The organism is Rhodococcus sp. IEGM 1241 (assembly GCF_033142365.1).
GTDB classification, from domain to species: Bacteria; Actinomycetota; Actinomycetes; order Mycobacteriales; family Mycobacteriaceae; genus Rhodococcus_F; species Rhodococcus_F erythropolis.
Window position 1 is genome coordinate 1,831,809 of the sequence record NZ_JAWLSE010000001.1, and the last position, 13,015, is coordinate 1,844,823.

The 13,015-nt window shown below is 63.0% G+C and carries 10 protein-coding genes; 5 read left to right on the forward strand and 5 right to left on the reverse strand.

Translation table 11 applies throughout. The features are described from left to right. Positions 1–9: 9 nt before the first annotated feature. Entirely contained in the window at positions 10–966 is a 957-nt protein-coding gene (locus tag R4P70_RS08815) for a DUF6542 domain-containing protein (RefSeq protein WP_317830684.1), read from the reverse strand. Between the two features lie 217 nt (positions 967–1,183). Here R4P70_RS08815 and R4P70_RS08820 point away from each other — a divergent pair, with 217 nt between their 5' ends. Together R4P70_RS08820 and R4P70_RS08825 are read left to right on the forward strand one after the other, a co-directional pair. Further along, a complete protein-coding gene (locus R4P70_RS08820) occupies positions 1,184–2,359 on the forward strand; it encodes an exonuclease SbcCD subunit D (RefSeq protein WP_317830685.1) in 1,176 nt (391 codons plus the stop codon). Beyond that, positions 2,356–5,334 (forward strand): SMC family ATPase, encoded by a 2,979-nt coding sequence (locus tag R4P70_RS08825; protein WP_317830686.1) that lies wholly within the window; start codon positions 2,356–2,358, stop codon positions 5,332–5,334. Before R4P70_RS08820 ends, R4P70_RS08825 begins: the two co-directional genes overlap by 4 nt. On the opposite strand, the gene R4P70_RS08830 is transcribed toward R4P70_RS08825, so the two are convergent. Beyond that, positions 5,335–6,528: an AI-2E family transporter gene (locus R4P70_RS08830; protein WP_003945249.1), complete on the reverse strand. Its 1,194-nt coding sequence runs from the start codon at positions 6,526–6,528 to the stop codon at positions 5,335–5,337. Between the two features lie 152 nt (positions 6,529–6,680). Here R4P70_RS08830 and R4P70_RS08835 point away from each other — a divergent pair, with 152 nt between their 5' ends. Continuing rightward, positions 6,681–7,085: a hypothetical protein gene (locus R4P70_RS08835; protein WP_019744573.1), complete on the forward strand. Its 405-nt coding sequence runs from the start codon at positions 6,681–6,683 to the stop codon at positions 7,083–7,085. Positions 7,086–7,091: 6 nt separating this feature from the next. Here R4P70_RS08835 and R4P70_RS08840 read toward each other — a convergent pair whose 3' ends face one another. The 3 genes from R4P70_RS08840 to R4P70_RS08850 form a co-directional block, all read right to left on the reverse strand. Further along, complete coding sequence (locus R4P70_RS08840; RefSeq protein WP_019744572.1) at positions 7,092–7,292, reverse strand: YbdD/YjiX family protein; 201 nt, start codon at positions 7,290–7,292, stop codon at positions 7,092–7,094. Between the two features lie 2 nt (positions 7,293–7,294). Beyond that, positions 7,295–9,577, reverse strand: a complete 2,283-nt coding sequence (locus R4P70_RS08845; protein ID WP_019744571.1) for a carbon starvation CstA family protein — start codon at positions 9,575–9,577, stop codon at positions 7,295–7,297. Positions 9,578–9,688: 111 nt separating this feature from the next. Then, positions 9,689–11,266: an FMN-binding glutamate synthase family protein gene (locus R4P70_RS08850; RefSeq protein WP_024487321.1), complete on the reverse strand. Its 1,578-nt coding sequence runs from the start codon at positions 11,264–11,266 to the stop codon at positions 9,689–9,691. Between the two features lie 89 nt (positions 11,267–11,355). Here R4P70_RS08850 and R4P70_RS08855 point away from each other — a divergent pair, with 89 nt between their 5' ends. Both R4P70_RS08855 and ychF read left to right on the forward strand, forming a co-directional pair. After that, complete coding sequence (locus tag R4P70_RS08855; RefSeq protein WP_317830687.1) at positions 11,356–11,859, forward strand: CD225/dispanin family protein; 504 nt, start codon at positions 11,356–11,358, stop codon at positions 11,857–11,859. A gap of 70 nt (positions 11,860–11,929) precedes the next feature. Further along, entirely contained in the window at positions 11,930–13,009 is a 1,080-nt protein-coding gene (gene ychF / locus R4P70_RS08860) for a redox-regulated ATPase YchF (protein ID WP_019744568.1), read from the forward strand. The last annotated feature ends 6 nt before the right edge of the window (positions 13,010–13,015 follow it).

Sequence of the window (13,015 nt, forward strand, 5' to 3'; positions counted from 1 at the left end):
GCTCGTCTGTCAGGGCTCTTCGCGATCGCGGTACCGAACTCGCGGCGGCGGATACGCCGGAAGATCGACTCCGGGTGGGCGGCGCCGAGGGGGCAGCGGCGGCGATACGTCGTCACCCGAAGCGAAGAAGGGCTCCATCCGCTCCTCACGCCTGGGCGACGGACTGGGCTCGGGCGCCCGGCGGCGACCGTACGACGGGTAGTCGTCGTCTGCTGTCGGTCTGCTGTCCGGCTGAGGGCGACGCGTAGGCGGTTGGTGCGTGCGATCGACCCTGGGTGGCAGTGGGCTTCTCCGGGGCGGCAGCGGGCGATCGTCTTCGATCGGTTCGCGGCTGGGAGCGCTTCGGTAAGCGGGCTGTTCGTCCACCTCGGGGGCGCGGCGACGCGGGGGCCCGGGGACGGGCGCGTCCGAGACTCTGCGGCGACGCCCGGTCTCGGGTGCGGATTGTTCTCGCGTGGCAGCCGCAGAGGATTCTCGAGTGGCGGTCGCCGAGCGGCGGGAGCGGGTCGAGCGCGCAGGCCCGGTGGGACGCTGATTGAGCAGGAAGTACCGGAAACCGCCGATTATCAGCACGACGACGGTTGCGGCCAACATGATCGGAAAGCGGTTGACCAACGGGTACGCGATGTTGATCGCGATGTCGCGCAGTGCGGTGCTGTTGTCCTTGCCGATGAGCGTGTGCCCGATCGGCACCGCAGCGAAGAGCAGCAACGGAGGTTGGGCCATCGCGGTGAAGAGAGCCTTGTTCGAAGCGGCAACCACAGCGAAGAGACAGCCCAGGAAGTAGAACGTCGAGAACACCGCGGTGAGCTCGCCGCCGCCTCCAGTTGCATCGATCAGTACGCCGACGGCGGTGACACCGGCAGCAAGCAGGATCACTCCCCACCAGGGCAGGCCGGGGACGGTCACGATGAGCGATCGCTTGTCCAGCGGTACCCCGGAGCGAGCACGTTGGGTTGCAGACACATAACGACATTAGCGGTTCTTGCGTTGTCGGCCGTGTTTGTGCGGGTCGTGGCTGGCGCATTTATCGACGCGATGGCGCGATGGTTTCGGGTTCTTCGCCAAACGAACCGGACGGATTGTGTGCAGGGTCACCGGACGCTCGTGGGTTGAGGCACACCGTCGAAGCCGTCAGCGTGGGAGATCGGCAGTGTCGGTGGGCTGCTCTACCGTCGGATTCATGAAGATTCTGCACACCTCCGATTGGCACATAGGTCGCACCTTTCACGGCGTCGATCTGTTGGCCGATCAGGCTAGTGTGCTCGGTTCCATCGCGGATTCCGTCCGCGAACACGGTGTTGACGTCGTGGTCGTGCCCGGTGACATCTACGACCGCTCAATTCCCAGTTCCGACGCGGTCGCGGTGTGCAATCGAGGCTTCGAGGCAATCCGGGCGGCCGGAGCGGTCATTGTCGCCACGTCCGGCAACCACGATTCCGCGGTGCGGCTCGGTGCCGGGGCGTCCTTTGCAGCTGCCGGCGGATTGCATTTGATCACCCGAGTCGGCCAGATCGGTACTCCGGTGATGCTCAGTGATCAGTTCGGACCTGTCGCGTTTTACGGGATTCCTTATCTCGAGCCGGAGATCACGCGCGTCGAGTTGGACGTGCCCCGGGCTCGTACTCATTCCGACATCCTCGGTGCGGCAATGTCGCGTGTTCGGCGAGACCTCGCCGAACGAACAGCTACCGATCCGTCGACTCGGTCGGTACTGCTCGCGCATGCCTTTGTCGTGGGCGGTGAGGCGTCTGAATCGGAACGCTCCATTTCGGTCGGCGGAGTGGAGACTGTCGCAGTGGGCGAGTTTGCCGGTGTCGACTACGTTGCGCTGGGGCATCTGCATTCGCCCCAGATGCTCTCGGAGCGCGTCCGCTACTCAGGTTCACCGTTGCCGTATTCGTTCGGTGAGCGCAGCCACCGCAAGGCTGCTCTTTTGATCGAACTCGACGCAGCCGGTCTGTCGTCGGTGCAGCGCCTCGATCTTCCGGTGATTCGAGGGCTGAGCCAGGTGACGGGAACTCTCGAGGAACTTCTCACCGAGTCGAAGTACGCCGATTCCGAGCAGTGCTACGTCTCCGCTTTGCTCACTGATCCGGTTCGTCCCGTCGATGCCATGAGGCAGCTCCAGGCACGCTTCCCCTTTGCCGTTCACCTCGAATGGCAAAGGCCGGAAGGACAATCGGATCTCAAGTATCGCGACGCGGTACGGGGTCGAACCGACATGGAGATCGCCCGTGGCTTTGTCTCGGCCGTGCGTAGTGACCCGTCCGGGCGGGAGGTCACGTTGATGGCCGAAGCGCTCAGCGCTGCCGCGCGCGCCGAGGAGTCCACGGTAGAACTGAGTGAAACCGCGTGAGGCTTCACAAACTCGAAGTCAGCTCTTTCGGGCCCTTTGCCGACACTGTCGAGGTCGACTTCGACCGATTGGGTGCAGACGGGCTGTTCCTTCTGCACGGCGACACCGGTGCAGGCAAGACCACGATCCTCGACGCGGTTTCCTTTGCCCTGTACGGGCGGGTTCCGGGTGCGCGCAACGAGGGCAAACGGCTACTGTCCGATCATGCGCCTGCCGGTTCGGTGCCGCGCGTGGAACTCGAAGCGACCATCAGTGGTCGCAGAATCAAACTTGTTCGTAGTCCAGAGTATTCGCGCCCGAAGAAGCGTGGCACCGGTTCGATCACGGAGAACGCAAAGGCCACACTGACGTGGTTGGACGGCCGCGGCGAAAACCTTTCGCGCATCCCTGACATCGGTGACGAGATCAACCGCCTCATGGGCATGAGCGCTGATCAGTTCTTCCAGGTGGTGCTCTTGCCGCAGGGTGAGTTCGCCAAATTCTTGCGTGCCGAGAGCGACGAGCGAGGCAAACTGCTCGAGCGTCTGTTCGACACCAAACGGTTTGTCTCCGTCGAGGCATGGTTCGACGCCAAACGAAAGGCAAGTGCGACCGCGCTCGCGGCCAGGGAGCAATCCGTGCGGCTGCTGCTCGCGAAGGTCGAGACAGCTGCGGGACTCGAGGTGGGCGCCGAGGCACACCCACTGGAATGGTCGCGCAAACTCCTCGCCGAGGCTCAGGACACCCGCGATGCAAGTCTCGCGGAGCTGGTGACCGCGAAAGATGCAGCAGCCGAGGCTAATCGGGTTCTGTCGGCGGCGCAGCGAACCGCAGATCTGGTAGCTCGCCGTAATCGTGCGACCGCTGAACTCGCAGCATTCAATACGGGCGCCTCCCAAAGAGCTGTGATCGGCGCCGAACTCGAGACCGCCAAGCGTGCACTACCGGTGGCCGCTGTCGCCGGCGATGTGGACGCTGCCGGCTTGCATCTCGCTGCCGCACTCGAATCGATGACCACAGCGATGTCGACCTACTCCGCACTCGACGGTCCGGAGATTTTCGTGCCGGAGGTGTGGCCACCCACCGACGATGAGCGTCAACGCGTCGTAGCTCGGATCCGGACCTGGCGTGACGAGATCGTTCGCCTGGACGCAATGGCGGAGGACGCTCGCCGAGTCGATGCGGCAGAAGCCGAGATCGAGAAACTCGGAGTTCGGCGAGACACTCTGTCCGAGCGCATCGATGCCATCGCGGTTGAACGCACACAACTGCCAGAACTGGTGCGCTCGGCCGGCCAACGACTGGAGGATGCGCAACGCGCTCACGCGGCTCTGCCTGGCCTCGAGGCTGCACTCGTAAAAGCGTCGGATGCTGCGACAGCGGCCCATGAAATCGTTTCTCTGCGTGCACAAGCCGAGAAGATTCGTGTGCAGGTGTTGGATGCGCGCGACGCCCATCAGAGTGCTCGCGGGCGCTGGCTCGACCTCGTGCAAAAGCGTATCGAGGGCATGGCGGCGGAGTTGGCGAGTTCACTCGCGCCCGGTGACCCATGCCAGGTGTGTGGTTCGCGTGAACACCCTGCGCTGGCTCAGTCGGATGTCGTCACGGTCACCGAACCCGATCTGGAAGCCGCGTCAGCGGCCGAGCGTGCGGCCGAGAAAGCCCTCAGCAAGGTGGCCGATCGCCAGGTAACCGTCGAACGTGACATCGACCGGGTGATCGCGCGCGGCGGAGACGGCGATTCCGAAGAACTCGACAGGCTCCGCGCCGAGGCACGGAACGCCGTCGACGAGGCGACACACTCTGCCGGTCAGGTTGGAGTGCTGGCACAAAAACTTGCGCAACTCAATGGGCGTGACACCGAACTACAACAGGAATCCGCTTCTCTGACAGCCGAATTGGCGGCACTTGCCGAGCGTAGGACGACTCTGTCAGCGACGGTCGAGCAGATTCGAACGGCGATCGTTGCTGCGGTGGGAGAAGATTCGACCATCGCTGCTCGGCGCTCACGGTTCGAAGGCCTTGCCTCCGCTGCCACGGCGGCGTCCGAAATGCGCGACGACGCCGTTCGTGCGCAGGCCCGATCGGCGGAACTGTCGGCCAAACTGGCCGCTGCGGCGGCCGCTGCCGGATTCGATTCGGTCGAGGCTGCGATCGGAGGGGTGAGAGCGCCTGCCCGAATCGCGGCGATCGAAACGGAACTCGCCAAGGCGCGTGACCTCGAGGTTGCCGCCCGGACTGTCCTCGACGACCCCGAAGTTGTTGCGGTGGGTGAAGTCGAGACCGTCGACGTGGACGGACCTCGCGGCCTCGCGCTTCAGCGCGCCGAGGTAGTGAACGCGGCTGTTGCGGCCGCTTCCCTGGCCGAGAACCGTGTGTCGGATCTCGAACGGTTCAGCGGACAACTCGAGAAGGCCTACGAGGCGGTTGCACCTGAGCGTGAACTGCACGACGAACTCGCTGCCCTGGCAGACGTGATCGCCGGCAAAGGTCAGAACAGTCGCAAGATGTCGCTGCGAGCGTATGTGCTCGCTTCGCGGTTGGAAGAGATCGCCGTGTCGGCATCGGTTCGTCTGCAGCGGATGTCCGGGGGACGGTACGAGTTCGTGCACAGTGACGAGGCAGGATCTCGGGGTCGCCGCGGCGGTCTGGGACTCGACATCCGGGACGACTTCACGGGCGTCGTTCGCTCGGCGAAGACCCTCTCGGGCGGTGAATCGTTCTTGGCGTCATTGTCTTTGGCGCTCGGACTCGCCGATGTGGTTGCGGCGGAGTCCGGCGGAATCGTTCTCGACACGATGTTCATCGACGAAGGATTCGGCACCCTCGACGCCGACACCCTCGACTCGGTGATGGCTGTGTTGGACGAGCTTCGCGACGGAGGACGAGTGGTGGGCATCGTCAGTCACGTGGACGAGATGAGGCAGCGAATCCCGAGTCGCCTGCACGTCATTCGCGGACGGGCAGGCTCCTCGGTAAAGGTAATCGCGGGCTGATCAGGCCTTTTTATTCTCTACCTCTGACTCGGCGTCGTCGTCTTGATCTTCGAGGATGTCCGAGGCATCGCCGGCGGGCATCGGCTCGTTGTCGCTTGCGCGTTCGTCGATCTGCTCTCCGATGTAGCGGATGACAACTGCTGCAACAGCGGCGACGGGCACTGCGAGGAAGGCGCCGACGATGCCGTACAGCGAGCTACCGGCGGCCACGGCAAGCAGCACGATAACGGCGTGGAGTTTCATCGACTTGCTCTGCAGCACAGGCTGAAGGACATTTCCTTCGATCTGCTGAACGGCCAGGATGATGATCAGGACGATGATGGCGGTGGTTAGGCCGTTTGCCACCAACGCAACCAACACGGCCAGGGCGCCGGCGACAAACGCACCGACGATCGGTATGAATCCACCGATGAACGTCAGAATTGCCAGCACCGGTGCCAGCGGGACCCCGAGGATGAGCAATCCGGCGCCGATGAAGACCGCGTCGATCAGGCTCACCAGTGCTTGAGTCCTGATGAATCCGCCGAGCGTGTCCCACATGCGGGTGAGAACCTCTTCGAGATGCCGACCGGCGCGGCCGCCGCCGACAGCGTGCAGCCAGGGGATGAACCTCGGTCCGTCCTTGATGAAGAAGAAGGCGAGAATCAGGACCAAACCGAGCGTGACCAACAACGAGCTCGCCGTGCTCACACCGCTGAAAACGCCTGAAGCGATGGCGGTTCCACTTTCCTGCACCTTCGTGATGACGGCATGGACTGCGTTGTCGATCTGGTCGTCCTTCAGATTCAGTGGCGGACCCTGGAGCCAGTCCTGAACCTGATTGATGCCCTCGGTGGTCTTGTTCGCGAGCTCGGGGGCCTGGCTGACCACTGACGGAACGATGCCTGCGATCACACCGGCCAAGATTCCGATCGAGAGGACCAGGGTGATGCCGGCTGCCGCGGCCGGTGGCATACCGCGCTTGATCATTCCGCGGGTCGGCGGCCACATGACTGTCGCAACGACGATTGCCAGAGCCACCGGCAGGATGATGACCCAGAGCTTTTCGATCAGCCAACCGAAAATCCAGGCGCCCAGCGAAATCGACGCCAACACCAACGACCACTTTGCGAGCCACATACCCCCTTGCCCGATGATCTCGCCGCGGTCGCGCTTTCGCACCCCTGCGGACGTCCCCTTGTCTTGCTCGCTCACTGATCGTCCTTTCCGTCGGCGCAGGGATCTCCTCGCCGATGTGCGAATCCGGTGATCTAGCTGAGCTGATCGTAACGACTGCATGCGATAACTCGTGTGTTGCGATGCAATTCTGTGTTTTGAAGCATGCCGACCGGACTAACATTTCCGTCATGAGAATCGCAGCAGCAGTCGGGGCAGCAGCAATCGTCGTTCTCGGGCTCACCGCGTGTAGCACCGAGGATCAGGACAACGCGCAGAACAAGATCAGCGAGGCAGTCACGAGCGGGCAACAGGCGCTCGAGACGGCGAAGCAGTCAGCGGGCAACGCCATCGACCAGGGCAAGACGGCGTTGTTCGTCGCCACCTTCCGTGGGGCTTACGCACCGTTGGCGGAGAACCGCGACGACGCAGACATCGAGGAGATCTTGACGACCACGTGCACGGAGGTCGCCAACGGCACGGACGAGGCGGAGGTCAAGTCCAAGATCACCGACCTGGCCGAGAACAACGGCAACAAGCCCACCGACGAGCAGGCCGGCCACATTTACGAACTCGCGAAGGCCACCTGCCCCTGACCGGATTCAGCAGCAGCGGGCGCCCGGGTTGGCGTCGGCTGCTGCATGCCGGCGGCGCCAGAACTCTCGTTCGCTGATCACCGGTGAGTCGGCGTGGTGGCGTCGGGTGTGCTCGACGTAGCGCTGATAGTCGAGATCACCCATCACCGAGCGAACCCACCACAGCGTTCCGCGGAACGCTGTGGTGAGTTTTGCAGTCATGGTCATGGTCAGTGCCCACCTCCGTGCGCGGCGCCGGGTGCTCGGACCTTCCCGGCTTTGATGAGCTCGTCCCATTCCTTTTGGATTTCCTTCTCCGCGGGCGTCGGAATGAAGCTTGCGGGACCGAAGATCTTCGACGGTTCCTCCGGGGACTCGGTGGTCGGCAGCCCACCCGCTCGGATTGCCTTGGCACATACGATGATCCCGGCGATGACGACGACAATCACCAGTGACGCGAAGATGATCGACAACGTGCCCTGGATGAAGGTGTTGCGAATGACGGCATCGATGGCCTCCGGAGTCTTCGCGGAACCGTGCGCCGTCTCGCCGGCAGCCTTCGCGTCCTTGAACACGTTGTGCTGAGCCCAGTACCCGATCGCGGGGTTGTCGGAGAAGATCTTCTGGTACGACGCGGTCATAGTCACGACCAGGTCCCACACCAATGGCACGCCGGGGATCCAGGCCCATTTGAACAGGCCCTTCTTCATGACGATCGTCATGACCACCGTCAGTGCGATCGCGGCCAGAAGTTGGTTGGCGATGCCGAAGAGCGGGAAGAGCGTGTTGATTCCGCCGAGTGGATCGGTGACACCCATGAGCAGGATCGCGCCCCACGCAGCGACCACGATCAGCGAGCACAGCCACGCACCGATGCGCCACGACGGGTCCTTGAACTTCTTTGCCGGACCGCCGAAGTTGCCGAGCGAGTCCGAGAGCATGAATCGAGCGACGCGAGTGCCGGCATCGATCGTGGTGAGGATGAAGAGAGCCTCGAACATGATCGCGAAGTGGTACCAGAACGATTTCAGCGAGTCGCCGCCGAAGACGTCGCTGAGCACTTCGGACATGCCGAACGCGAGCGTCGGGGCGCCGCCGGTTCTCGAGATGATCGATTCTTCCCCGACGGCCTCGGCTGCCTGCGTCAGCACGTCCGGTGTGATGGGGGCGGTGCCGAGGGGCAGATTGTTGACGTATTCGGCTGCGGTTTCCGGTGTTCCACCGGTCAGCGCCGCGGGAGCGTTGAGTGCGAAGTACAGGTGCTGATCGAGGATGCAGGCGGTGACCAGAGCCATGATCGCGACAAACGATTCGGTCAGCATGCCGCCGTACCCGATCATCTTGGTCTGGCTTTCCTTCTCTAGCAGCTTCGGCGTCGTGCCGGACGCGATCAGCGCGTGGAAGCCCGAGAGTGCGCCACAGGCAATGGTGATGAATAGAAACGGGAACAATGAACCGGCAAAGGCCGGGCCTTCGCCGTTGGAGGCGAACGGCGTCACTGCAGGCATGTTCAGCGCGGGTCGTGCGACCAGAATTCCGATGGCCAGCAATGCGATGGTGCCGACCTTCATGAACGTCGACAAGTAGTCGCGCGGTGCCAGGAGCAGCCAGACCGGCAGCACCGAAGCGGCGAATCCGTACGCGATCATCAGCCACGCAATGGTGACCTTCGAGAGTGTGAACCAGTCTGCGCCCCAACCGGTATCGGCTACCCAACCACCGGAGACGATGGCCAGGAGGAGTAGGACGACGCCGATCAGGGAGACTTCGGAAACCTTGCCCGGCCGCAGATACCGCAGGTACACGCCCATGAACAGGGCGATGGGGATGGTCATCGCGATCGAGAACACACCCCACGGGGACTCGGCGAGCGCATTGACGACCACAAGTCCGAGAACGGCGATGAGGATGATCATGATGACGAACACGCCGATCAATGCGGCGACGCCGCCGACGAGGCCGAGTTCTTCGCGGGCCATCTGACCGAGGCTGCGCCCGCGGCGCTTCGACGAGATCCACAGGACCATGAAGTCCTGCACCGCCCCGGCGAACACCACGCCGACGATGATCCAGATCGTTCCCGGAAGATATCCCATCTGCGCCGCCAGGACGGGTCCGACCAGGGGACCGGCACCGGCGATTGCCGCGAAGTGGTGACCGAACAGCACCCGACGGTCGGTGGGCATGTAGTCGGCGCCGTTCTCCATGATCTCGGCGGGAGTTGCGACGTCGTCGCGGGGCTTGACGATCTTGCGTTCGATCAACCGCGCATAGAAGCGGTAGGCGATCAGATAGGTACAGATTGCGGCCAACACGAACCACACGGCGCTGATGTGTTCACCGCGGACGATCGCAATCATGTACCAGGAGCCTGCGCCGACCAGTCCGAGAACGAGGAAGACGACGCGCGCAGTGGTGGAAATGGGTGTTTTGTCGATGACGCCGACAGGTGGCAGGTCAGGATCGGTTTTCAGGTACTCGACATTTGGTTCCGGCGCAGTCGTCAAGCTCATCGTCGAACTCCGTCCACTAGTGCAGTGTGGCCGCCGTCACAGCGGGCCATCTGTCACTGTAGGACCAGACGGGTGAATCCGCGCGATCTGTGGCGCGGGAGTCGACCGGCGTCAGAATCGGTGAGCGTCGGCGTCGATCCAATCGGTGAGCCAGCTCTGCGGCGGGGAGTCGAGCAGTTCGCCCGGCATCAGCCAGTCGAACAGGTCGGCATAGGTACGCGTGGTGAGACCGTCGACGCGGCGGTTGAGCATTCCCGGTTGCAGTTGGTCGAACGAATCGATGCCCATCGACGCGATCATCTGTTGTGCGCTGGCGACTGTTGCCTTCTGGAAGCGGTAGACGCGCTCGCTCTTGTCGGGGATGTCGAGTGCGCGGGTGCGTGCCGGATCCTGAGTGGCAACGCCGACCGGGCAGCGGTTTGTGTGGCACATCTGGGCCTGAATGCAGCCCACTGCGAACATCATTGCGCGGGCAGCCATCGTGAAGTCTGCGCCTTGGATGATGCGTTTGACGATGTCGGAACCGCTCGCCACCTTTCCGGAAGCGCCGACTTTCACGAGAGCGCGCAGACCGGTTCCCACCAAGGCGTTGTGCACGAGCATCAGGCCTTCGGTCAACGGCATGCCCATATGGTCCTCGAATTCCACCGGACCTGCGCCGGTGCCGCCTTCGGAACCGTCGACGATGATGAAGTCCGGCGTGATGCCGCGTTCGATCATCGCCTTGCAGATTCCGAGGAATTCACGACGCGAGCCGACGCACAGTTTCATACCGACTGGCTTGCCTCCCGACAGTTTTCGCAGGGTCGCGATGAAATCGACCAGTTCGACCGGAGTGCTGAACGCGGTGTGCGCGGGTGGCGAAATCACGGTCTGGCCGACGGGTACCCCGCGGGTTTCGGCGATTTCGGGGGAGACCTTGACTCCGGGAAGCACGCCACCCAACCCGGGTTTCGCACCTTGCGAGAGCTTGATCGAAATGGCCTTCACCTGATCGAGGCCGGCACGCTCGGCAAACCGGTCAGGATCGAATCGGCCGTCCTCGGTTCGGCATCCGAAGTATCCCGAGGCAATTTCCCAGATCAGATCGCCGCCGTGTTTGCGGTGATACGGACTGATCGCGCCTTCGCCGGTGTCGTGGGCGAAGCCGCCTTTGGCGGCGCCGGCGTTGAGGGCCTCGATTGCGTTGGCGGACAACGACCCAAAGCTCATCGCGGAGACGTTCAAGAGAGCGATGTCGTACGGCTTCGTGCAATCGCGTCCGCCGAGGCGAACTCGCGGAACGGTGTCGGGGGCGGTCCGTGCGCGAATCGAATGCGTCATGAACTCGTAGCCGATCGCATTGACGTCGCGCTCGGTCCCGAAGGGCTCTTCCGCCAGTGTTCCCTTTGCACGCTCGTAAACCAGATCTCGCGTTTCGCGATCGAATGGCATTCCATCGGTGGATGATTCGACGAAGTACTGCTGGATCTCCGGTCGAATCTTCTCGAGGAGGAATCGCGCGTGCCCCAGGACCGGATAGTTACGGAGGATGCTGTGGGACTTCTGAGTGAGGTCGTAGGTGCCCATCGCCGCCAGCGCGAGAGTGACGACAGCGATCACCCACCATCCGGGCGAGGCGACAATTGCGAGCGCGGCGGTGCCGAGACCCACTATCCATATCAAGAGCACGATCAGCATCCGAGTCACCTCGAGAGCGTAGGCGCCCACTGTGACACGGCAGCGGTAAGTCTCCACTAGGTTCTGCGATAGAGAACCGAATCCGACTCTTTGGGGGAATGATGACCGAACCGCAATATCCGACCGACCCGCAGGATCCGAAGGAGCAGCAGTATCCGGCGGGCCAGCAGTATTCAGCCGGTCAGCAATATTCAGCAGGCCAGGAGTATCCGACGGGCCAGCAGTACCCGACCGACCCGCAGTACTCAGCCGGACAGCAGTATCCGACCGGTCAGCAGTACAGCGCGACCCAGCAGTACAGCGCCGCACCCACGTACACGGCGCCTCAGTACGGTCCGCCGAAGTCCAACGCGGGATGGGCCGTCGCGTCGATCGTGTTCTTCTGGCCTATCGCGTTCGCCGCGTTCAACCATCTCCACGACATCTACCCGAAGTGGGCGATGGGCGATCACCAGGGCGCGCAGTACGCGTCCGAGCGGGTGAAGAAGCTCGGGCAGATCTCGCTCCTCATAGCCGTCATCTGCTGGGTGCTGTTCATCGCGTTCTACGTCATCTTCCTGGTTGCGATCGTGTCGTCCGTCGATTCGTATACCTACAACTGATCACCTGCCGCGACGTGACGGTGGGGCGAGTACCCGTCACGTCGCCGCGAGGCCGTAGAATCCACAGACCGTGAGCCTTACCCTCGGAATCGTCGGACTGCCCAACGTCGGCAAGTCCACCCTTTTCAATGCACTGACCAACAACGACGTGTTGGCAGCGAACTACCCGTTCGCGACCATCGAACCCAACGTCGGCCTGGTCGAGCTGCCCGATCCGCGGCTGCAGAAGCTCGCCGAGATCTTCGGCTCCGAGCGCATCCTCCCAGCGACCGTGTCGTTCGTCGACATCGCGGGAATCGTGAAGGGCGCGTCCGAGGGCGCAGGCCTTGGTAACAAGTTCCTGGCCAACATCCGTGAAGCGGACGCCATCTGCCAGGTAGTTCGCGTCTTTGCCGACGACGACGTCATCCACGTCGACGGCAAGGTCGACCCGGCCTCCGATATCGAGGTCATCGAGACCGAGCTCGTGATCGCGGACATGCAGACCTTGGAGAAGGCGCTCCCGCGTCTGGACAAGGAAGCTCGCAAGAACAAGGAGCTCAAGCCGGCCCACGACGAGGCACTGAAGGCTCAGGCTTTCCTCAACGAGGGCACGACGCTGTTCAGCGTCAAGGACAAGCTCGACTTCTCGCTGCTGCGTGAACTGAGCCTGCTCACCACCAAGCCCTTCCTGTACGTCTTCAACGCCGACGAGTCAGTGCTCACCGACGCAGCGAAGGTTGCGGAATTGCGCGCATCCGTCGCACCGGCCGACGCTGTGTTCCTCGACGCGAAGGTCGAGCAGGAACTCCTCGAGCTCGACGAGGAAGACCGCCAGGAAATGCTCGACTCGATCGGTCAGACCGAGCCGGGCCTGCACGCTCTCGCGCGCACCGGCTTCCACACCCTCGGACTGCAGACCTACCTGACGGCTGGTCCGAAGGAAGCTCGCGCCTGGACCATCCACAAGGGTGACACCGCACCCCAGGCTGCCGGCGTCATTCACACCGACTTCGAGCGCGGCTTCATCAAGGCTGAAATCGTGTCCTTCGATGACCTCGTCGAGGCGGGTTCCATGGCCGCAGCCAAGGCTGCAGGCAAGGTCCGCATGGAGGGTAAGGAATACGTCATGGCCGACGGCGATGTGGTGGAGTTCCGCTTCAACGTCTAAATCCGG